Source organism: Pseudomonas sp. 1L-B-1-E-C1, from assembly GCF_057291835.1.
In genome coordinates this window covers 145,435-168,421 of record NZ_JBXAWN010000011.1, presented here as the reverse complement: position 1 = coordinate 168,421, position 22,987 = coordinate 145,435, and the positions used below count along the sequence as shown (strand labels likewise).

General features: G+C 61.9%; 13 protein-coding genes. 5 read left to right on the top strand and 8 right to left on the bottom strand.

Features of this window, described 5'->3' with window-relative positions:
- Positions 1 to 38: 38 nt before the first annotated feature.
- A complete protein-coding gene (locus tag AC0Z4S_RS20100) occupies positions 39 to 1,001 on the top strand; it encodes an alpha/beta hydrolase (protein ID WP_485624345.1) in 963 nt (320 codons plus the stop codon).
- Positions 1,002 to 1,972: 971 nt separating this feature from the next.
- Here the strand turns inward: AC0Z4S_RS20100 and AC0Z4S_RS20095 are convergent.
- The 5 genes from AC0Z4S_RS20095 to pvdM all read right to left on the bottom strand — a co-directional run bounded on the left by AC0Z4S_RS20095 (position 1,973) and on the right by pvdM (position 9,901).
- On the bottom strand, positions 1,973 to 4,456 hold the full coding sequence (locus tag AC0Z4S_RS20095; protein ID WP_485624344.1) for a TonB-dependent siderophore receptor: 2,484 nt from the start codon (positions 4,454 to 4,456) through the stop codon (positions 1,973 to 1,975).
- Between the two features lie 115 nt (positions 4,457 to 4,571).
- Entirely contained in the window at positions 4,572 to 6,221 is a 1,650-nt protein-coding gene (locus tag AC0Z4S_RS20090) for a cyclic peptide export ABC transporter (RefSeq protein ID WP_485624343.1), read from the bottom strand.
- A 108-nt stretch (positions 6,222 to 6,329) separates the two neighbouring features.
- On the bottom strand, positions 6,330 to 7,217 hold the full coding sequence (gene pvdO, locus AC0Z4S_RS20085; protein WP_485624342.1) for a dihydropyoverdine dehydrogenase: 888 nt from the start codon (positions 7,215 to 7,217) through the stop codon (positions 6,330 to 6,332).
- Between the two features lie 36 nt (positions 7,218 to 7,253).
- Positions 7,254 to 8,540: a pyoverdine-tailoring periplasmic protein PvdN gene (gene pvdN, locus AC0Z4S_RS20080; protein WP_485624341.1), complete on the bottom strand. Its 1,287-nt coding sequence runs from the start codon at positions 8,538 to 8,540 to the stop codon at positions 7,254 to 7,256.
- On the bottom strand, positions 8,537 to 9,901 hold the full coding sequence (gene pvdM, locus AC0Z4S_RS20075; protein WP_485624340.1) for a pyoverdine-tailoring dipeptidase-like protein PvdM: 1,365 nt from the start codon (positions 9,899 to 9,901) through the stop codon (positions 8,537 to 8,539). Before pvdM ends, pvdN begins: the two co-directional genes overlap by 4 nt.
- Before the next feature lie 207 nt (positions 9,902 to 10,108).
- On the opposite strand from pvdM, the gene pvdP reads away from it, so the two are divergent.
- Positions 10,109 to 11,734: a pyoverdine maturation tyrosinase PvdP gene (pvdP, locus tag AC0Z4S_RS20070; RefSeq protein WP_485624339.1), complete on the top strand. Its 1,626-nt coding sequence runs from the start codon at positions 10,109 to 10,111 to the stop codon at positions 11,732 to 11,734.
- 1,092 nt (positions 11,735 to 12,826) lie between these two features.
- Here the strand turns inward: pvdP and AC0Z4S_RS20065 are convergent.
- From AC0Z4S_RS20065 to AC0Z4S_RS20055, 3 genes are read right to left on the bottom strand one after another with little or no spacing between them, the layout of a single operon-like run.
- Positions 12,827 to 14,221 (bottom strand): efflux transporter outer membrane subunit, encoded by a 1,395-nt coding sequence (locus tag AC0Z4S_RS20065; RefSeq protein WP_485624338.1) that lies wholly within the window; start codon positions 14,219 to 14,221, stop codon positions 12,827 to 12,829.
- Between the two features lie 7 nt (positions 14,222 to 14,228).
- Positions 14,229 to 16,199 (bottom strand): MacB family efflux pump subunit, encoded by a 1,971-nt coding sequence (locus AC0Z4S_RS20060; RefSeq protein WP_485624337.1) that lies wholly within the window; start codon positions 16,197 to 16,199, stop codon positions 14,229 to 14,231.
- Entirely contained in the window at positions 16,200 to 17,363 is a 1,164-nt protein-coding gene (locus tag AC0Z4S_RS20055; RefSeq protein WP_485624336.1) for an efflux RND transporter periplasmic adaptor subunit, read from the bottom strand.
- 280 nt (positions 17,364 to 17,643) lie between these two features.
- Between AC0Z4S_RS20055 and AC0Z4S_RS20050 the strand changes: the two genes are divergently transcribed.
- From AC0Z4S_RS20050 to mgtA, 3 genes are all read left to right on the top strand, one after another.
- Positions 17,644 to 18,126 (top strand): sigma-70 family RNA polymerase sigma factor, encoded by a 483-nt coding sequence (locus AC0Z4S_RS20050; RefSeq protein ID WP_041478511.1) that lies wholly within the window; start codon positions 17,644 to 17,646, stop codon positions 18,124 to 18,126.
- A 132-nt stretch (positions 18,127 to 18,258) separates the two neighbouring features.
- Complete coding sequence (locus AC0Z4S_RS20045) at positions 18,259 to 19,596, top strand: lysine N(6)-hydroxylase/L-ornithine N(5)-oxygenase family protein (RefSeq protein ID WP_485624335.1); 1,338 nt, start codon at positions 18,259 to 18,261, stop codon at positions 19,594 to 19,596.
- 559 nt (positions 19,597 to 20,155) lie between these two features.
- Entirely contained in the window at positions 20,156 to 22,855 is a 2,700-nt protein-coding gene (gene mgtA / locus AC0Z4S_RS20040) for a magnesium-translocating P-type ATPase (protein ID WP_485624334.1), read from the top strand.
- The last annotated feature ends 132 nt before the right edge of the window (positions 22,856 to 22,987 follow it).

Below are 22,987 nucleotides of genomic sequence, written 5' to 3'. Positions count from 1 at the left end.
AGGCGCGCCCGGTTTTTTGCGGATAAAGGATCTTATCGATGTCGTTACACCCTGATCTGGAAGCTTTTCTGGACCTGGCTCAAGACAGCCAGGACGCCGGGCTGCCGGCCATGCACCAACTGACCCCGAGCGAGGCCCGCACCACATTCGAACAGACCACCGCGCAACTGCGCTGGCCGGCGCCGCAGGACCTTGAAGTCACCGAGATCGAAACATTGGCCCGGGACGGCGCGGCACTGGCCTTGCGTTTGTATCGGCCCAACGGCGTTGAGTCGCCGCTGCCGGTGCTGGTGTATTTCCACGGTGGCGGGTTTGTGGTCGGCAGTCTGGATTCCCACGACGGCGTCTGCCGCGAGTTTTGCCAGCGCACGCCGTGTGCGGTGCTCTCGGTCGGTTATCGGCTGGCGCCGGAGCATCGCTTTCCGGCGGCGCTGGAGGATGGCGAGGACGCTTTGTCGTGGCTGGCCGAACAGGCTGCGAGCCTGGGCCTGGATTGTTCGCGGGTCGCCTTTGGCGGTGATAGCGCGGGCGCTACGTTGGCGACGGTGCTGGCGATTCAGGCGGTGCGGCAGCCGCACACGGTGGCCATTGCACCCAGAGCGCAGTTGTTGTGTTATCCGGTGACCGACGCTTCGCGAGTGCATGATTCGCGTCTGTTGTTTGGCGAGGGGTACTTGCTCGAGAACGAGACGCTGGACTGGTTTTATCAGCACTATGCGCGTGGGCCGGAGGATTATCTGGATTGGCGTTTTTCGCCGTTGCTGGCGGAGGATGTGCGCGGGGTTGCGCCGGCCATTGTGGTATTGGCCGGGTTTGATCCGTTGCTGGATGAGGGGCAGGCGTATGTTGATAAGCTGCGCGGGCAGGGGGTTGAGGTCGAGGTTGAGGTTTGTGGTGGGTTGACCCATGATTTGTTGCGGTTGGGGTCGGTGGTGCCTGGGGTTCTGGATGTTTATTCGCGGGTTGGTGGGGCGCTTGCGCGGGCTTTTTGGATTGGGTGAATATCCGTTTTTTTTGGTGTTGCTGCTGGCGGTTTCGCCCTTACGGCGACTTACTTTTTTACAAGCGCCTAAAAAAGTAAGCAAAAAACGCTAGCTCCTGCGTTCGGCCCTCGCAGGCTCGGGTTCCTTCGCTGCGGGATCAATCCGGGCGCAGCGGCTCCGGTTTGCTTCGCTGCACCTCCTTCCGCTGTGTCTGGCTGCGCCAGACGGTCGCTGCGCTCCCACGCCCAGATCAATCCCTCCACTCAGCCTTCCGACGTCGCCCGTGGATCAAGATCAAAAGCACTCGAGCTAACGCTCATTGTGTAGGAGCTGCCGAAGGCTGCGATCTTTTGATCTTGCGTTTTCTGTGGGAGCGAGCCTGCTCGCGAAGGCGGCCTTACAGCCGACCTGTTTCTCGCTGATGTATTCAATCCAATTGTAGGAGCGAGCCTGCTCGCGATGGCGATCTGCGAGGCAACCAATTTCTATCGAGTTCACGCGATCCAACTGTAGGAGCCGCCGAAGGCTGCGATCTTTTGATCTGGCTCTTGATCTGGCTATTGATCTGGCTATTGATCTGGCTATTGATCTGGCTCTTGATCTAGCTTTTGCTTTGCTTCGGCTTTTGATCTTTTGCCCCTTCGGCAGGCTTCGTTACGGGATCGATCCGGGCGTGGGAGCGCAGCGACCGTACGACGCAGTCGTACACAGCGGGAGGAGGTGCAGCGGAGCAAACCGGAGACGCTGCGCCCGGATCGGTCCCGTAACGAAGGTACCCCGAGCCCCAGCGAGCGGGCCGTACGCCGGGGCAAAGCCTTTTGGTTCCTTTTTGGCGTTTGAAAAAGGGACTCGCTGTAAGAGCGAAACCGCCAGCGGCAGCACCCGCAGCAACGGATATGCCCCCAATCCCAATCCCAATCCCAATCCCAAAAAACAAAAAAGCCCCGCATCTCAGAATGCGGGGCTCTTTCACAGCTCAAATCAAAAAATCAGAAATCAGCCTTCACCGACATCACAAAATTCCGCGGTTCACCGTAGAAGTTACCGAACCCCTCGGTCCCGATGGTCGCGTAATAACGCTTGTCAAACAGGTTGTTCCCGTTCAACGCCACCGACCAGGTGTCATCAATCCGGTAGCCAATGCGACCGTTCCAGACCGCATAACCCGCACCATCGACATTGTCCCCGCCCAGAGGCGAAACCCGGTAGGTGCCCGTCTGCGCATTGACACCCGCACCAATCGTCACCCGATCCAGCGGCCCGCTCAGGGCGTAATCACCCCACACACGCAAAAGGTGGCGCGGCACGTAAGAGTTGTAGACCGCGCCATCCTGAGTCGCATCGGCGTCTTCCAGCACCTTGGTCTGGGTGTAGGTATAACCGGCCAGCAATTGCAGACGGTCAATCACTTCACCGCTGACTTCAGCTTCAAAGCCCTGGGCGCGGACCTTGCCCGAGTTGATCGAGCAGGAACTGTCTTCGCAGCGCAGGTCATCCTGGGCCGCGTCTTTCTGAATGGTGCGGAACAGGTTGAACGTGGTGTTCAAGCGACCGTCGAACCACTCACCCTTGATCCCCAGCTCGTAGCTCTGGCCAATCAGCGGTTTCAGCGTGCTGCCATCGATGGTCTTGTACGAGCCTTGCGGGGTGAAGATGTCGGTGTAGCTGGCGTAGGCGGTCAGGTTGTCGTTGAGGTCGTAGAGCAGGCCGGCGAACGGCGTGACCTGGCCGGATTCGGTGGACTTGGTGTTGACCTCGGTGCCTTCGCCACGGAAGTACTGCACCGAATCGGTGTCGGATTTGTACCAGCTGACCCGGCTGCCCAGCACCAGTGTCATCGGGTCGGCGAGTTTCAGGCGGGCGATCGAGTAAGCACCGTATTGCTTGATGTGCATGTCCACCGGGCCGCCACGGGAGGCGTTGGCCAGGTAGTAGCTTTCGTCCGGCTGCGGGATGTTGTGGTTCGGGTTGAACACGTTCTGGCGCTGTGGCAATGCCGCCACCGCGTAGAAGTCGTCCTTGTGCGAACGGCTGGCGTTGGCGCCGACGATCAGTTCGTGCTCCTGGCCGAAGGCGTCGAATTTGCCGTCGACGTAGGCATCGAAACCGTAGTCGCGCTGGTCGTAGTCATAGGTACTGCCGAGCATCAGCGTATTGGTGGCAGTGGCGCCCAATGGCACGGTGCCGCTCGGGAAGGAATATTCCATGTCCTGGGTGTTGCGAGAGTAGACACCGGCGACTTTCAGCGACCAGTCATCGTTGAACTGGTGTTTGACGTCGGCGAAGTAGGTGGCGCGTTTGCTGCGCTGGTTGTTCCACGAGGTGTTCAGGCAAGTGGAGCGTTTCAGGTGCAGGTCGGAGCCGTCGGCGTAGCGCGGCAGGCCGCCCCAGCACGGGGTGGCGTCGACGTCTTCATAGGCCATGCCCAGACCGAGGGTGGTGTCGGGGCTGAGATCGAAGTCCAGTGCGCCGTAGTAGATCTGATCGCGGCGTTCAGCCACATCGTAGAAATACTGCCGGGTCTGCTGGGTGACGACAGCGCGACCACGCACGGTGCCGGCGTCGTTCAGCGGGCCGCCGGTGTCGACCTGGCCGCGGTAGTTGTCCCAGGTGCCCGCCGACAACGACAGCTGCGTGTGCGGGGTGTCCTGGCCGCGCTTGCGCACGAAGTTGACGCCACCGGCGGTGCCGCCCGCGCCCTTCATCATGCCGGCCGCGCCGCGGAGGATTTCCACGCGGTCATAGATGGCCATGTCGCTGTTGAAGCTGTCCGCCTGCACGTAGCTGCTGCCGATGTCCAGCGGCACGCCGTCGTACTGGTACTGGCCGGTCATGCGGAAGCCGCGCGAGTAGAAATACTTGCCGCCCATGGGCGAGTCGTAAACGGTGATGCCCGGGGTCTTCTCCATCACCTGTTCGATGGTGTTGAGGTTCTGGTCATCGAGCATCTTGCGGGTCATCACCGTGACCGACTGTGGCGTTTCCTTGAGCGAATGCACGCCCTTGCCGATGGTCACGCCGCCGGTGGTGTAGGAGTTGCTGCCTTCGGTGGTGGCGCCGAGGCGGTTGGCGTTGACGTTGGTCGGGGCCAGTTCCATCGCACTGCCGCTGGTGGCCGGGCCGAGCACGGTGACGGTGTTGCCGTCACGCTGATAACGGATGCCGGTGCCGCTGAGCATCGCCTTCAGTGACTCGTCGTCCTGATAGCGGCCGTTGAGGGCGCTGGAGCGCAGGCCTTGCAGGCTTTCCGGGCTGTAGACGATTTGCAGGCTGGTCTGCTGACCGAGGGTCTGCAGGGCCTGGGCCAGCGGTTGGGCAGGGATGTTCAGGGTCCATTCCTGGGCCTGGACATAGGGCGCCGCTGCGAGGGTCAGTGCCAGACCCAGGCCGCTACCGGCCAGGCGAGTGCGGGTCGCGCCGTGCATCAGCAGGGCTCGAGTCAGAGGGCGAAGCATGAAACGGGATGCGGACATGAGGTTAAGACCTTGGCAGGTATAGTTGTTAATGGTTCTTATTCATCTCATTAAGACGAGGAAGCCGCGGCAAACCGGAAAAGTTTTTTCTCCGGCTCGTTCGCGGCTACCTCGATCAGGCGGGTTGCAGTTCGCTCTGGACCTTGCCGGCCTCCATGCGCACGAGCTGATCGGCGACGTCGAAGTAACGGTCGTCGTGGGAAATCACAATGATGGTTTTGCCCAGGCGCTTGAGGTCGGGCAGCAGCTCGGTATAGAAGATCCGCCGGAAGGTCGGGTCCTGATCCGCCGCCCATTCATCGAACACCAGCACCGGGCGTTCTTCGAGCCAGGCGTTGACCAGTGCCAGACGTTTGCGCTGGCCGGTGGACAGGTCGGTGGTGCTGAAGGCGCCGTCGCGCACGCTGACCTTGTGCGCAATCTCCAGACGTTCGAGGTAGCGGGTGGCATCCTGCGGCACTTCACGATCGCCCTGGATCAGGTCATCGAACAGGTAGTAGTCGGCGAAGATCGTGGTGAAGTTCTGCCGATAATCATCGCGGTTGACCGCAGTGATCAGCTCGTCGTTAACGCGGATTTCGCCCTCGGTCGGCGCGTACAGGCCCAGCAGCAATTTGATCAGCGTGGTTTTGCCGCATCCGTTTTCACCGACGATGAACACGATGTCGCCCTGTTCGATGCGCAGGTTCACCGGGCCGAGGCGGAACGGCTCGCTGCCTTCCACCGCCGGGAAGGCGTAGCGCACGTTGCGCAGTTCCAGGCTGTTGACGGCGGCCGGCTTGCTGCCCTGATCCTGCAGCAACAGGTGCGGTTCCGGCGAGGAGAACTGTTCGCTGAGTTCGGCAATGCGGCGGAAGGCAATCTGCGCACGGCTGATGATCGGCAGGGTGCTGATCAGGTGTTCCAGCGGGCCCTTCATGTACAGCAGCACCAGAACGAAGCCGCTCATCACCGCTTTGTCGGCACTCGGCCACAGTGACTGCAGAGCCAGGGCCATGCCGATGACCACGAAGAACAGCATCGAGCCAAACGACTTGGCGATGACGAAGGTGTTGATCGATTTGATCTGGGTGTCGCAGATTTTCTCGGCGGTTTTCTGAATGCCGGCAACGAACATGCGCTGGCGGCGCGGGCGGTGGATGCGCAGTTCCTTGGCGCCTTCGGCAATTGCGTTGTAGTGCTTTTGCAGTTCGTCTTCGGAGTCGCGGGCAGCGTAGAAACCGCGCATGCCCTTGGCCCGCGCAATTGCCTGGATGGTGGTGCCGATGGCGATGGCCACCAGCATCATCAGGAACATCGGCCACGACAGCATGGCCAGATAGCCGAGGCAACCGAGAGTCACGGTCATCGAGATGGCCAGCGGCGCGAAGGCGAAGGCGAAGTCGCTGATGGTGTCGACGTCGTGGGTCAGCACCGGGATCAGGCGATGACTGCGATAGCGTTCGATCTGGTCGATCGGCGCCGACAGGACTTTTTCCCCCAGCTCTTTGCGCAGTTTGGCAATGATGTGCTGGCCGACGTAGTTGGTGCCGATGTCCGACAGAATCGTCGTCAGCAGGGCCAGGGCACAGAGTCCGGCGAAGATCATCACTACCGTGCGGGTCAGGCCGTCATCGGAGTGCAGGGCGTTGTTGATGGTCGCCAGCAGCACGGTGACGCTGAGGCCGCCGAGCATGCCGAGCACGATGGACGCCGAGACGATCAGGCGGAAGGGCTTGAGCAGGGCGAACAATTCGTTGATCGCCCCACGCGTAGGCTTGGTCATGGAGGATTCCTGCTTCGATGCGGAGGGAGTGCCGGTACTTAAGGAAAACGAATGGTCGCGGAGTTTCTTTAAACGAGCGCAGACGGGCTGCGCTCGTCGAGGGCAGTGTCAGAGATCGCGCACTACGCGAAAGCCCAGCCAGTCACCCTTGCTGGTCGGCCAGCTGCTGTTGCGGTTGCCGGAGCGGGAGAAGATCGGCGCCTCGCCCCAGTCGTTGCCGCGCATGACCTGGCGCTCGCAGTTTTCCTGAGTCCACGGGCGACCGTCGGCGGGCACGCCGGAGTAGTCCGGGTGATAGCAGTCGGCGGTCCATTCGTAGACGTTGCCGTGGGCGTCGAACACACCAAAGGCGTTGGCCGGGAAGGTGCCGGCCGGCGAGGTGAAGTTGTAGCCGTCGGCCGCGCCGTAGGTGTTGGCGTGTTTGGAGATCTGGTAATCCTTGCCCTCATCGAACGGGAACGGGAAAGGCCCGGTGCTGCCGCCACGGGCGGCGTATTCGCGGATCGATTCGCTTTGCAGGCGATAGGCGTGGCCGGTCTTTTTCGACAGCCAGTCGATGTAGCCCTGGGCTTCGGCGACGTTCATGCACACCGCCGGGTCGCGTGGCGTCTGTTTGAATTCGGGCTTGCCGGCGGTGCAGCGGCGGCCGGGGCGGTCATCGAAGTCGTAGGGCTTGTTGCCGGTCTCGCGCACATAGGCGTCCCATTCGCCCACCAGCACCTGCGAGCGGCTGATGGCGAACGGTTTGCTGAAGGTCACCGTGTGCAACGGGCCTTCATCGGGCTGACGGCCGACTTCATCGTCCGGCGTGCCCATGGTGTAGCTGCCGGTCGGCAGCACGACCATTTCCGGGCAGTCCTTGCAGTCCTTGAACACTTTGCCCGCTGCGGGCGCGGTCGCCGCCAGCGCAGTGCCGGGCATCAGTGCGCCGCAGAGGACGCTCAGGGCCAGTGCGGGCAGGGCTTTGGAGAGGAGTGACGCGTGAGGCTTTTGCATGGGTCGTCTCTTTGGAAGGAAAACGGCAGTCGAGGATCAGGCGCGCAGCTTGTTGCCGAGGATGTTCATGAAGCGATCCACCTCGGCCTCGCTGTTGAGCAAGCCCGGCGCGGTACGAATCACCGGCCCGACGTCGCGGCTGACCGCGTCGCAGATCACCCGGTTCTGCATCAGCCAGGCAGCCACTTCATCGCTGTCCTGGCCCTTGATCCGGAAAAAGGTGAAACCGGCGGAGAACTGCGAGTCGAGCGGGGTCACCAACTCGATGTTGCGGTGCTCCTGCAGGCGTTGCTTGAGGTAACTGTTGAGCTGATGAATGCGCGTCTGCACCTCGGCCTTGCCCAGTTGCAGGTGCAACTTGAAGGCTTCGTCGAGCGCCCAGCGATGCTCGAAGGCGTGGTAGCCGCCCGGGGTCATGATGGTCGAGAAAGCCGTGGCCTCGGAGAAGGTCGGCACGCTGGGGCTGACGTATTTCAGTTCTTCCATGCGGCTGCAGACGATGCCGGTGCCGCGCGGGCCGAACAGCCATTTGTGGGTGCCGGCGATGAAAAAATCGCAGTTCATCTGCGGGAAACTCAGGTCGTCGACACCGAAACCGTGCACACCGTCAACCACGTAGATCAGCCGATCCTTGTCGTCGCGCTGGCGGTTGTGCTCATCGACCAGCCGCGAAATCTCGCTGATCGGCAGCTTCACGCCGCTGCCCGAATGCACCCAGGTCATGCCCAGCACGCGAGTCTCGGAGCGGATATTGCGATTGATCGTGTCGAGCACCTGATCCAGAGAAATGCTCTGCGGAGTTTCGAACAGGGTGAGTTTGCGCACGCGCGTGCCATCGCGACGGCTGCGGAAATCGAGAATATTGCGCGTCGAGTAATGCTCGTGAACCGTGGTGAGGATTTCCTGATCCGCGCGCACCTGTACGCTGCCGTAGATCATCGCCAGGCCTTCGGTGGTACTGCCGGTCAGGGCGATTTGCGCCGGTTTGGCTTGCAGATACTGGCCGGCCCAGTGGCGCACGTTTTCTTCGCGTTTCTCGGTGACGCCCAGATCCCAATCCATCGCCAGACCCGGATTCAGATCCAGCGCCGCGCGATGGCGTTCGATGGCTTCGCGCACCGGTTTCGGGTGCGAGGTGACCAGAAAATTGGCGAAGTGGATCGCCTGGGGATCCTGATCGAACAACTGACGCAACTGCGCCCATTTATCCCGCGACGCAGCGGCCGGCGCAGCGATGGCCGCCGGTGCAGTCAGGCTGGCGCCCAGGGGCAGGGCGGCCGCGAGCAGGCCGGCCTGCTTGAGAAAAGTGCGACGGTCAGTCATGGCCGGGCCACCTCCTGGCGCGACGCCAGAGCCGGTTTCGCGGCTTTCTGCACCTGATCCCAGACGCGCATGAAGTTGCCACCCCAGAGCTTGGCGATGTCCGCCTCGGAGTAGCCGCGCTGCAGCAGTTCGGCGGTGACGTTACGAATTTCACCGACGTTTTCCCAGCCTTTGATCCCGCCACCATCGTTGAAGTCCGAAGCGATGCCGACGTGGTCGATACCGATTTTGCGCACCGTGTAATCGATGGCATCGCCGAAATCCTTGAGGGTGGCTTTCGGTTCTTCTTCGAGGATCGCGTAGAGGCCGCTGGCGTACTGGCCGAGCTTCTGTTCCGACCAGGCAGTGATGATCGGATCGCCGGGCATCAGCGCCATGGCGAGGTTGGGCAGTGGCGGCAGATCGAAGCGCGCACGCAACGCATTGAGTTTGTCCTGCGTGCCCTGGGTCAGCGGTTTCAGGTACTGCGAGAAGGCGACGACCTGCACCACGCCGCCACTGTTCTTGATCAGTTGCAGCTCTTTGTCGCTGAGATTGCGCGGGATATCCACAGCCGCCCTTGGCGCCGAGTGCGAGGCCACCAGCGGTGTGCGGCTGAGTTCGGCGACTTGCTCGAGGGCTTTGCTCGACATCTGCGAAACGTCGATGATCACGCCCAGATCGTTCAAGCGTTGCACCGCTTGTTTGCCGATATCCGAGAGGCCGTCGAGGGCGTCGGGCGAGTCATTGAAAAACGGCAGCGGTCGCGACGAGTCGGCCCAGCTGTTGTTGCCGATGTAACTGAAACCGAACATGCGCATGCCGCGCCCGGCCCATAGGTCGAGCTTGCTCAGGTCATTGCCCAGCGGGTAGGCGTTGAGCATGCTGATGAAGATCGCAAACTTGCCTTCGCCGTGCAGCCGGCGGAAATCATCCGGCGTGTAGGCGATGCCGGCCTGATTGGGGAAGTCGCGCACGATCCCGGAGATGATCTTGTAGCGCACTTCCTGCTGGTTGCGCGCCTCTTCGACAAAACCCTCGGTCGGGCGGTGCGGGGCGTTCGGGCCGTTCCACATTTCCGGCCAGCCGAACACCGTCAGCGCCGCACCGGACAGGCGCCCGCGATTGGCCTTGACCAGGTCGAACTGGCCCGAGCCGTCCTTGTCGGCTTCGTGGTCGTGGCTGCCGAAACTCAGCGGCACGGTGATGTGACTGTCGAACGACAGCAGGCGATCCTGCAACTCCGTCGCCTGTTTCATCACCTTCACCGGGTAGCCGGGGTTGTTCCAGTAATCCCAGGCCAGAAATCCTGCGCTGGCACTGATCGCCAGGGCCAGTGGCAGGCCGATGAATAAAGCCTTTTTCCAACGCGGTTTTGTCATTGCCATCTCATTCAGGTTCGCCGTCGAGGTACAGGCGCAGGGGCCTTTGCTATCTGGGAAGAACGAGTGGCCGGGTGGCTAATTTAGGCGGGCGTTACAAATGCCGGGCAGCGGCGCAGCGATGTTTTGCCGGCGGCGTAAATTTCCCCGGCGAGCAAACGTTCTAGCTTGGATAAAGCCTGCTTCATGGCTGACACAGGTAGGGCAATGACGATCTCTCGACGCTGGTTCATGGCGGGCATGGCACTCACGGGCGCCGCTCTGCCTGCCGCTTTTTATGCACATCGTGAACTGACTCGCGAGGAGTTTCCGATCACCCCGGGCGAGGCCACGGTCGATCTGGCGGACACCGCCGGGCAACAACTGGCGGACAATCTGCGCGGGGTCTGGGACATTCGCTTTACCGGTGCGGCGGCCGGGCTCGATGGTTTGCCGGCGCAAGGCCTGGAGCTGTTTCTCGACATCGCTCACCGCGGGCGCGGATTGCGCGGCTATCTCGACACCGGGACCAATCTGCGTGCCGAGGGGCCTGCGCGTTATCAAGTGATCGGCGATCTGGCGCCGGGCAACGGTGCCGAGATGTATTGGCGCCTGCTGCGCACCGATGCGCCTTTAGCGCCACCGGTGTATGAATTCAAAGTCAAACTGGACGAGGTCTGGGCAGCGTTCGGCAATGCCGGCAGCGCCACGTTCACCGGGCAGGTTTTGCGCCTGGACCGGCCGTTGGCGTTGCCCGAGCTGGACAATCAGTTCATCGCCATCAAACGGCGTTTTCCCGAAGCCCGCGAACGCACCGGGCTCAATCCGCGACTGCTGGCCTGGCTGGTGGCGCCCGAACATCGTCTGTTCCATCAGCTTTGGCACGCCACTCGCGACAAGTGGCACAAGCTTTCAGAGAAAAAACGCGAAGCCCTGCGCGGTATCGGCTGGCAGCCCGGGCCGCGCGACAAGGAGCGCGATGCCCGTGGGCCGAGTAAGGATCGCAACGGTTCGGGTGTGGACTTTTTCTTCATGCACCGGCACATGCTCGGCATCGCCCGCTCGATGCAGGATCTGCCTTCGTGGTCGGCGTTCCCGCAGCCGCAGCCTGAGCTGGAGCGTGACCGGCAGGGCTTCGCGCGTTATTTCGACAATCACGACGGCAATTCCCTGCCGCCGACCTGGCTGGCCGAGGGCGATGACGAGTACACCAAATGGGTCAGCGACATCAAAGCGGCGGAGACTTTTCAAAGCAATTTTCTGGTCTGGGAATCGCAGTACCGTGATCCGCGTTATTTGTCGAAACTGACGCTTGGCCAGTTCGGTTCGGAAGTCGAACTGGGCCTGCACGACTGGCTGCACATGCGCTGGGCTTCGGTGGCGCGTGATCCGTCCAACGACATTCCGGTGCCGATGGCACGCGATCAGGCGGATTTCGCCGCGCGCTGGTATGCGCCGGAAAACGACTTTCTCGGTGATCCGTTTTCCTCCCATGTGAACCCGGTGTTCTGGCGTTTCCACGGCTGGATTGATGATCGCCTGGAAGACTGGTTCCGCGCCCATGAACGTTTTCATCCGGGCGAAGTGAGTCGTTTGGAAGTCAACGGCGTGCCGTGGTTTGCACCGGGACGCTGGGTGGAAGTTGCCGACCCCTGGCTCGGCCCCGACACCCACGGCTGCAGTACCGTGCCCGGCCTGCAAGTCGGACGCTCAGTGGAGATGGATCCGGAGACCATGAAACTGGCACTGCGCATCACCTTCGGCGACGAAGACAACATGACCGACCTGTTCCGCAAAGTGCCGCAGCGCCCGTGGTATGCGCGGCATCTGAAGGTCAAGGGCCGCCAGCTCTAGATTGGTTCAACACATACTCTGAACAGATCGTAATCCCTTGTAGGAGTGAGCCTGCTCGCGAAGTTTTTTCAGGCGGTGGGAGGCTTTTTGAGTGAGTACATATCCGTTGCTGCGGTAACGGCTACTCAGGGTTCCGCCCTTACGGCGGGTCACCTTTTCCAAACGCCAAAAAGGTAACCCAAAAGGCTTGCTCCTACGTTCGGCCCCTCGCGGGCTCGGGGTTCCTTCGCTGCGGGATCGATCCGGGCGCAGCGGCTCCGGTTTGCTTCGCTGCACCTCCTTCCGCTGTGTCTGGCTGCGCCAGACGGTCGCTGCGCTCCCACGCCCGGATCAATCCCTCCACTCAGCCTTCCGACGTCGCTGCTGGATCAAGATCAAAAGCACGCGAGCTGACACTCGGCCTCATGGTTGGCGCGATCCCTGTAGGAGCTGCCGAAGGCTGCGATCTTTTGATCTTGATCTTGATCTTGATCTTGATCTTGATCTTGCTCTTGCTCTTGCTCTTGCTCTTGCTCTTGCTCTTGTAGGAGTGAGCCTGCTCGCGAAAGCTTTTTTTGGGGCGTGGGGTATTTTTTGAGTGAGTACATATCCATTGCTGCGGTAACGGCGGCTTAGGGTTCCGCCCTTACGGCGGGTCACCTTTTTCAAACGCCAAAAAGGTAACCCAAAAGGCTTGCTCCTACGTTCGGCCCCTCGCGGGCTCGGGGTTCCTTCGCTGCGGGATCGATCCGGGCGCAGCGGCTCCGGTTTGCTTCGCTGCACCTCCTTCCGCTGTGTCTGGCTGCGCCAGACGGTCGCTGCGCTCCCACGCCCGGATCAATCCCTTCACTCAGCCTTCCGACGTCGCTGGTGGATCAAGATCAAAAGCAGGCGAGCTGACACTCGGCCTCATGGTTGGCGCGATCACTGTAGGAGCTGCCGAAGGCTGCGATCTTTTGCTCTTGCATTTAAGGATCAAGATCAAAAGATCGCAGCCTTCGGCAGCTCCTACAGGGGGGAGGCTTTGTTGTGCCGTAAATTGTGATCTGTGCGCAGTTCCATTGTGGGAGCGAGCTTGCTCGCGAAGGCGTCAGTCCAGTCGCCGCGTCGCTGTCAGGTCTCTTGCCAACCACCACCCAACGCTTTGTACAAGGCAATGCTCGCCTGCAACCGCGCCAGGCGCAGTTGCACGTTCAGATCCTGCGCGGCATACAGCGTGCGCTGGGTTTGCAGGACGGTGAGCAGGTCTTCGGCGCCGGCCTGGTAGCGGCTCTGAGCGATGTCGAAGGCGGTTTGTGCCTGGGTCAGTTCTTCGCTTTGCCATTGCCGCTGTTCGTCGAGGCCACGGATGCTGCTAAGGGCTTTTTCGACGTCGGCGAAACCGTTGATGATCGCACCGCGATAGGTTTCCAGCAGCTCATCCTGGCGGGCCTTGGCCTTGTCGCGTTCGGCGCTGAGGCGGCCGTTGTTGAAGATTGGCGCGGTCAGCCCCGAGGACAGGTTGTAGAACGTCGTGCGCAGCAGGTCGGCGGCGAGGTCGGCGCCGCTGCCGAGGCTGGCTGTCAGGGTGATTTTCGGCAGCATCGCGGCGCGGGCGACGGTGACATCAGCCTGGGCTGCCGCGAGCTTGGCTTCAGCACTGGCAATGTCCGGGCGGCGGCTGAGCAAATCGCTCGGCACGCCGCTGGCGATGTCCGGCCAGTGCAATTGGGCGAAGGATTGCTCGGGCAACGGCAGCGCTTGCACCGGCTGGCCGAGCAGGGCGGCGAGGCTGATCAATGCTTCGCGGGCCTGTTGTTGCACCAGCGGCAGGCGGCGCTGTTGTTCGGCCACCAGGCTTTTCTGCTGGGCCACTTCCAGCGCAGTGGCGCTGCCGGCGTCAAAACGGGTCTGCACCAGATGCAGTACGTTCTGCGCATTGGTCAGATTGAGCTCGGCGATGCGCGCCTGCTCACGCAGGGCCAAAGCTTGGGTGTAACTGTTGGCGACGCCGCTGAGCAAGGTCAGCTCGACGGTGGCGCGGTCGAACTCGCTGGCCTGCACAGCGAACGCGGCACTGTCGCGCGCGGCTCGATTGCCGCCCCAGAAATCGATCTCGTAACTGGCGCTGAGCTCGGCATCGTAATAATCCAGCGAACGATTCTCAGGGCTGACATCCAGTTGGCTGTAACCCTTGCCGTGGATAAGTTTCTGCCGGTTGGCATTCAATCCGGCCTTGAGCTCCGGCAGCAGCGGGGCGCCGGCTATGGTTGCGCTGGCCTGAGCCTGTCGGACCCGCGCCATCGCGGCGGCGAGGTCGTAGCTGCCCAGCCGCGCCTGTTCCACCAGCCGCTCCAGTTCAGGGCTGCCGAACTGCGTCCACCATTGCCGATTGCTTTGCAATGCGCCGTGGCTGTCGGCGGATTGCCACGCGCTTGGTGGCTGCACGCCGCTGTCGATGCGCGGCGCCGGGCTGCTGCAGGCCGCCAGCAACAGGCTGGCGGCGAGAAACGTCAGTCGCACTTTCATAGGTCGATCATTCACTGGTAAGGGCCGTGACCGGGTCGAGCCGGGCAGCTTTGCGGGCCGGCATAAAGCCGAAAATGACACCGGTGACCAGCGCACAGGCAAACGCGCCGATCACCGCCAGCGCCTGAAAGGCAATCGACACACCGCTGAGCAACAACACGCCGCCGACCAGCAGCGCCAGGCCGATCCCGGCAATGCCGCCGACCACTGACAGCATCACCGCTTCAGTGAGGAACTGGCGCAGGATGTCGCGCTGACGCGCGCCGGTGGCCATGCGAATGCCGATCTCCCGCGTGCGTTCGCGCACGGTCATCAACATGATGTTCATCACGCCGATGCCGCCGACCAGCAGGGAAATTGCCGCAATCGCACCCAGCATCAGCGACAGCGTGCCTTGCGTGCGCGCCTCGGCCTGAATCATCGCGGCATTGTTGGTCAGCTCGAAATCCTTCTTGCCGTGATGGCGGCGCAGCATTGCCTGCTCGATCGCCTGTTCGGCGTCCTTGACCTTGCGCGCGTCCTTGGCGGCGATCACCACGTATTGCGGATTGCGACTGCCAAACAGGCGCATGCTCGCTGCCGAATAGGGCACGGCGATGCGGTTGTCACTATCCGAATCGCCAGAGCTGGCGCCTTTTTCCGCGAGCACGCCGAGGATCTGGAACGGCACGTTTTCGATGAGGATGTATTGACCGATCGGGTCGGCGACATCCTTGAGCAACTTGTCGCGGACCTTGGTGCCGATCACCGCGACAGCGGCGGCGCTGTCTTCATCGGCCTGGGTGAAGTAACTGCCCTGAATCACCGGCCAGTTGAAAATCACCGGGAAATTGGTGCCGTTGCCGCCGACGTAACTGCTGTGGTCGGCATTGCCAAAGCGCACGCCGGCAGTCGAGCCGTTGACCGGCATGATTCGTTCAACCTGGGGCAGGGCGGACAGTTCGGCGACGTCGTCGAGGGTGATGATGCCCTCGGGCGTGCGCGGGTTCGGTGCCGAGCCGCTGAGGTAAATGATGTTGGAGCCGAACGCTCCCATTTGCGCCATGACCTGGCGCTTGCTGCCTTCGCCGACGGCGAGCATGACCACCACCGAGGCCACGCCAATGACGATGCCGAGCAGCGTCAGCGCCGTGCGAAAACGGTTGATCCACATCACCCGCCACGCGGCTTGCACGGCGTCGACCAATTCACCTTTCCAGGCGCCGGTCTCATTGCTGCCGCTGCTCAGGCGCTGGCGCAGGTCGACCGCTTGCAGCGCGCCGGGATTGGCCGCAGGTGGGGCGGACGCGTGCTCGGCGCTGTCACTGATGATCAGGCCATCGCGGATTTCGATGATGCGTTTGGCTCGTTGTGCCACTTCGCGGTCATGGGTGATGAGGATCACCACATGGCCCTGATCGGCGAGTTCGTCGAGCAGGGTCATCACCTCGGCGCCGCTGTGGCTGTCGAGGGCGCCGGTCGGCTCGTCGGCGAGGATGATGTGGCCGCCGTTCATCAGCGCGCGGGCAATCGACACCCGCTGTTGTTGCCCGCCGGAAAGCTGATGCGGACGGTTGCCGGTGCGAGTGCCGAGACCGAGACGTTCCAGCAGCGCAAAGGCGCGGGCATGCCGCTCGGCGGCTGGGGTGCCAGCGTAGATGGCCGGCATCTCGACGTTTTCCTGCGCCGAGCCGGATGGGATCAGGTGATAGCCCTGAAAGACAAAACCGAAGGCTTCACGGCGCAGCCAGGCCAGTTCATCGCTGTCCAGCTGCGCGACGTTTTCCCCGGCGAAGCGGTATTCGCCACTGGTGGGGCGGTCGAGGCAGCCGAGGATGTTCATCAGTGTCGATTTGCCCGAACCGGAGGCGCCGACGATGGCGACGAACTCGCCAGCGTGGATCGACAGATCAATCCCGCGCAGCACTTCCACCCGCGGGCTGTCATCTCCGCCGTAGGCTTTGCGGATCTGCCGCAGGTCGATCAGAGGCGTGTGCATTCAGCCTCCATGACCGCTGGCCGGCGCGCTGAGAATATGCTCGCCCTCGGCCAGACCTTCCAGCACCTGAGTGCGCAGGCGATCACTGATGCCGGTGCGTACTTCCCGCGTTTGAATGTCACCGTTGGCAGCGACGATCTGCGCCCGCTGCCACTGTGGACGCGAACCCGGTTGCAGGGCGGCGCTCGGCACGGTCAGGGTGTCCTGCGCCTGTTGTGCGACGAAGAACACCTGGGCGGTCATGTCGGTCATCAGGCTGTGATCGGCGTTGTCGACGTCGAGCAGCACGGTATAGAGAACCACGCGTTCGCTGCCGCTGCGGCCGCTGGTAGGACTGCCGCCCTGATTCTGTTCGAGCGGGCGCGGCGGCACCGGCAGGATCTGCCGCACGGTGCTGCTCCAGCGCCGATTGCCGCCGCTGAGAGTAGTGAAATAGGCGGTCATGCCCGGTTTGACATGGCCAATGTCGGCCTCCGAAACTTCGGCCCATACCGTCATCGGCGACAGTCGGGCGATACGCAGGATCAGCGGGGTCTGTTGCTGAGCGTTGAGGGTCTGGCCTTCCCGCGCACCGATGGCGACAACGGTGCCGCTCATCGGCGCGTAGATGCGCGTGTAACCGAGTTCGGCCTCGTCACTGCGCAGGCTGGCCTGGGCCTGACGGATCTGTGCCTGGAACATGTCGATGCGCGCCTGGGTCGCCCGCACCTCGGCGCGGGCGGTCTGCACGTCTTCCTCGCGGGTGGCGCCACCAGCGGCGAGTTTCTGCTGGCGCTGGTATTTCTGCTGCGCCAGATCGTGCTGGGCACGTTGCTCCTGCAACTGCGCCTTGAGGTTTTCGATGGAGAAGCGTCCGGCATCGAGCTTGGCTTTCTGCGTCGACGGGTCGATTTCCACCAGCAACTGGCCTTCCTTGACCGCGTCACCGGCCTCGACGTGAATCTTCTGAATTTGCCCCGAGGCCTGCGCGCCGACATCCACGTAGCGGCGCGGTTGCAAGGTACCGAGCGCCGTTACGCTGTTTTCGATATCGCCCCGGCTGACTTGCACGGTGGCAACGGCGTCGCGACCGGGTGGCAGCACTTGCCAGGCAGCAACGGCGATCACGGGAATCAGACAGAGGGCGGCGAACAGCGTGCGACGGGCGGGGCGGGGACGATTCATGCAGGGTTCCGGCCAGTGGTTGCGGCCCGTCGCAAGGCACGACAGACACAGGGGCTGTCCTGTAAACGAGGCATGGGCCACGGAATTTAGCCGCAGACACCTCGAGTCACCGCGTGCCGGGCGAGCACTATTTGTCCGGGATATGGAATCAGCTCTTTAAATCTATATGAGAATTACTATAAATTACGCACTTCAAGTTGCCACTATCTTGCTACTGCGTCATCCGCAGGTCTGATCAGTGCGCTCAAGGACAGATACGGCATCGATGCGGTCGGGAGTCATGTTGGAAAACTACTATCGTGAGCTGGTGTGTTTCCTCAACGCCAGACTGGGCAACCGTCAGGTCGCCGAGGATGTGGTGCATGACGCCTATGTACGCGTGCTGGAGCGCTCCAGCGAAGTGCCGATCGAACAGCCACGGGCCTTCCTTTATCGCACCGCGCTGAACCTGGTCATCGACGATCACCGCCGCAATGCGCTGCGCCAGGTTGAATCGCTGGACGTGCTGGATAACGAAGAGCGCTACTTCACCCCGTCACCCCACGGCACCCTCGATCACGGCCAGCGTCTGGAAATGCTCCAGCGCGCATTGGCCGAGTTGCCGCCGCTGTGCCGCGACAGTTTTCTGCTACGCAAGATCGAAGGCCTGTCCCATCCGGAAATCGCCCAGACCCTCGGCATCTCCCGCGCACTGGTGGAAAAACACATCGTTAACGCCATGAAGCATTGCCGCTTGCGCATCCAGCAATGGGATGGCCAGTGATCCGCGCCGGTTAAATTTCCTCTCATCGTCCTCGTTCCTACTCAACAGACGACCTGCTGACCTGATTCAGGCCGGTCAGGCCACCCAGGCTTTTTTCCCCGCGTTGAGGGGTTCATCCAGAGGACACTGGAAATGACACAGGCAAATGCAACGCCCATCGTTCACGACCTGATCGGCGTCGGTTTCGGCCCTTCGAACCTGGCACTGGCCATCGCTTTGCAGGAACGCGGCGCGACCCAGGGCGAGCTGGATGTGCTGTTCCTCGACAAGCAGGCCAATTACAGCTGGCACGGCAACACGTTGTCGACGCAGAGCGAGTTGCAGATTTCCTTTCTCAAGGATTTGGTGACCCTGCGCAATCCGACCAGCCCTTACTCGTTCGTCAATTACCTCAAACACCACGGACGTCTGGTCGATTTCATCAACCTCGGCACCTTCTATCCATGCCGCATGGAGTACAACGACTACCTGCGCTGGGTTGCCGGGCAGTTCACCGAGCAGAGCCGTTACGGTGAAGAAGTGCAGTTCATCGAACCGGTCCTGCACAACCAGCAGGTGGAAGCCTTGCGCGTGATTTCCCGGGGCAGCGATGGCCAGCAGTTCGTGCGCACCACGCGTTCGGTGGTGGTCAGCGCCGGCGGCACACCGCGCATTCCGGAGGCATTCAAGGCGTTGAAGGGTGATCACCGGGTGTTCCACCATTCTCAATACCTGTCGCAAATGGCCAGGCAGCCGTGTGTGAACAATCAACCGATGAGCATCGCGATCATCGGTGGCGGGCAGAGCGCGGCGGAAGCCTTCATTGACCTCAACGATTCGTTCCCGTCGGTGCAGGTCGACATGATTCTGCGCGGCTCGGCTTTGAAGCCTGCGGACGACAGCCCCTTCGTCAACGAAGTGTTCTCGCCGGAGTTCACCGATCTGGTGTTCCAGCAGAACAGCGTCGAGCGCGAGCGGCTGGTCAACGAGTACCACAACACCAACTATTCGGTGGTCGACATCGACTTGATCGAACGCATCTACGGCATCTTCTACCGGCAGAAGGTTTCCGGGATTGCCCGCCACGCGTTCCGCACCCTGACCACCGTCGAGAGCGCCACTGCCACGGCAAACGGCATCGAGCTGGCGGTGCGCAACAATGCCACTGGCGAAGTCACAGTACGGATTTACGACGCCGTGGTGCTGGCCACCGGTTACGAGCGGCAGATGCATCGCAAACTGCTCGCGCCGCTGGAGGAGTACCTCGGCGAATTCGAAGTCGATCGCAACTACAAACTGATCACCGACGAGCGCTGCAAGGCTGGCATTTATATGCAGGGCTTCTGCCAGGCCAGCCATGGCCTGAGCGATACGCTGCTGTCGGTACTGCCGATTCGCGCCGATGAAATCGCCGGCTCGCTGTATGAGCATGGCAAACAGCGCGGGCATAGCCGCTCGGTGGCGGAACTGTTGCTGGCCACTGCCAGCTGAGTCTGCATTGCCTGACATACCGCCTTCGCGAGCAGGCTCGCTCCCACAATGGTTCTGTGAACGCAGGGCAAAATGTGGGAGCGAGCCTGCTCGCGAAGGGGCCCTTGCCAGCACCGCAAAGCTGAATCCTGAACCCCTCCTGAACACCCCTCACATTCCCCGCCAACACCTCTTCCAGCCGTTTTGCTCCGGGCGTAAGCTGCGCGCGTTTTCATCAATTGCGGAGACCCACAGTGGGTACTTGTTCGAGTGACAGTTGTCGGCCGGTCTCGAACACCGGCAGATTCTCGGCAAGATAACGCGCAGTCTTTCCCTGCCGTTGTCTCGCCGTAACAGCGAGCAGCGGCATCCCGTGCACGGCCAGTTCTGGATCGTGTCTCGACGTCCTTCTCAACGACGCTGAACCAAGCGTGCTGACGACCTCAATCGTCATCGCCGCCTATCGACACGCCTGTCATTCCCGACGGGCGCGCCACGCCTTGCCGTGCCGGTTGTCCCGGTGCCAGGGCGCGGCGGTACCTGCTCGACGGCTTCCCGGCTGACCACAGGGGACACAGCCATGAAACTTACGCTCAAGGAATTTTTCGCAGGCTTTCTGCGCAGCCGCCATATCGCCCGACACTTTCGTCGTCTGGCGCTGCTGGACTCGATCAACGACACCACCGTCAGCCGTGAAGTGCCGCCGACGCTGGCCAGTACGCTGGTCGCTGCCGCCCATGCCGATAGTGCTGCGTTGCTGTCGTCACTGGGCACCCACGGCGAGGGGCTCACCGAGGTTGAGGCCGATGCACTGCGCGCGCGTCATGGCTTCAATGAGGTCGAACACGAGCAACCGCTGCCGTGGTGGACCCATCTGTGGCACTGCTACAAAAACCCGTTCAACCTGCTGCTGACGTTGCTCGCGGTGATCTCCTGGCTGACCGAAGACCTCAAGGCGGCCGTGGTGATTTTCTCCATGGTGGTGCTGTCGACGCTGCTGCGCTTCTGGCAAGAGAGCAAATCCAATCAGGCCGCCGATGCGCTCAAAGCCATGGTCAGCAACACCGCCACGGTGCTGCGCCGGGATGGCCCACGCCGGGAGCTGCCGATCAAGCAACTGGTGCCCGGCGATCTGATCGTGCTCTCGGCCGGCGACATGATTCCCGCCGATTGCCGCGTGCTCAGCGCCAAGGACCTGTTCGTCAGTCAGGCAGCGATGACCGGCGAATCGATGCCGGTGGAGAAATTCACCCGGCACACCGATCGCGACACGCGTAACCCGCTGGAGCTGGACAATATTCTGTTCATGGGCACCAACGTTGTCTCCGGCAGCGCGATTGCGCTGATTCTCACCACCGGCAACAGCACCTACTTCGGTGCGCTGGCGCAACGGGTCGGTGCGACTGACCGGGCGGTGACCTCGTTCCAGCAGGGCGTCAACAAGGTCAGTTGGTTGCTGATCCGTTTCATGTTCGTCATGGCGCCGCTGGTGCTGTTCATCAACGGTTTCACCAAGGGCGACTGGACCGAAGCGCTGCTGTTCGCGCTGTCGATTGCCGTCGGCCTGACCCCGGAAATGCTGCCGATGATCGTCACTTCGACCCTGGCCAAAGGCGCAGTGTTTCTGTCGCGTAAAAAGGTCATCGTCAAACGCCTCGACGCGATCCAGAACTTCGGCGCCATGGACGTGCTGTGCACCGACAAGACCGGCACCCTGACTCAGGACAAGATCTTTCTCGCGCGCAATGTCGATGTCTGGGGCGAAGACTCGGACGAAGTGCTGGAACTGGCCTACCTCAACAGCTACTACCAGACCGGCCTGAAAAACCTGCTGGATGTCGCCGTGCTCGAACACGTGGAAATCCACCGTGAATTGAAAGTCGGCACGGCGTTTCGCAAGGTCGACGAGATCCCGTTCGACTTCAATCGCCGGCGTATGTCGGTAGTCGTGGAGGGCCGCGATCAGCCACATCAGCTGATCTGCAAAGGCGCGGTCGAGGAAGTGCTGGCGGTGTGCAGTCGCGTGCGTCATGGCGAAGTTGATGAGGCTTTGAGCGATGAATTGCTGGCGCGGATTCGCCAGGTCACCGCCGCCTTCAACGCCGAAGGGTTGCGCGTGGTGGCGGTCGCCGCTCGTGCAATGCCCGAAGGTCGGGAGATTTACAGCCTGGCGGATGAGCAGGCGCTGACGCTGATCGGTTACGTGGCGTTTCTCGACCCGCCGAAGGAAAGCACCGCGCCGGCGCTCAAGGCCTTGGCCGAGCATGGCGTGGCGGTGAAGGTGCTGACCGGTGACAACGAACTGGTCACGGCGAAGATCTGCCGCGAAGTCGGCCTCGCCCAACAGGGTTTGCTGCTGGGCAACGACCTCGAGCGCATGAGCGATGCCGAACTGGCCGTGGCGGTCGAGAGCACAAACGTCTTCGCCAGACTCACGCCGTCGCACAAGGAGCGCATCGTCCGTGTGCTCAAGGGCAATGGCCATGTGGTCGGGTTCATGGGCGACGGCATCAACGACGCGCCGGCGCTGCGCACCGCCGATATCGGAATTTCCGTCGACAGCGCAGTGGATATCGCCAAGGAAGCGGCGGACATCATCCTGTTGGAAAAGAGCTTGATGGTGCTGGAGGAGGGCGTGCTCGAAGGACGTCGGACCTTCGCCAACATGCTCAAGTACATCAAGATGACCGCCAGTTCCAACTTCGGCAACGTGTTCTCGGTGCTGGTCGCCAGTGCGTTCATTCCGTTCCTGCCGATGCTGCCGATGCACCTGCTGGTGCAGAACCTGCTCTACGACATTTCGCAGATCGCCATTCCGTTCGACAACGTCGATGAAGAGATGCTGAAACAACCGCAACGCTGGCAACCGGGAGATGTCGGGCGCTTCATGCTGTTCTTCGGCCCGATCAGCTCGATTTTCGACATCACCACGTTCGCCTTGATGTGGTACGTGTTCGATGCCAACACCGCGGATCACCAGACGCTGTTCCAGTCCGGCTGGTTCGTGGTCGGGTTGCTGACGCAGACGCTGATCGTGCACATGATCCGCACGCCGAAGATTGCATTCCTGCAAAGCCGTGCAGCCATGCCGCTGATGGTGATGACCGCGATCATCATGGCGGTGGGCATCTTTTTGCCGATGGGGCCGCTGGCGCATTACTTCAAATTGCAGGCATTGCCGTCGCTGTATTTCGTGTTTCTGCCACTGATCCTGCTGGCGTACATGGCCCTGACCCAGGCGGTGAAGGGCTTCTACATCCGGCGGTTTGGCTGGCAATAACCGCCATGGAATGCTTTCCCCTGTGGGAGCGAACCTGCTCGCGAAGGCGTCGTGTCAGTCAATACATCTCTGACAGGTATACCCTTCGCGAGCAGGCTCGCTCCCACAGGGGATATTGGTGCGTCAGGGCCG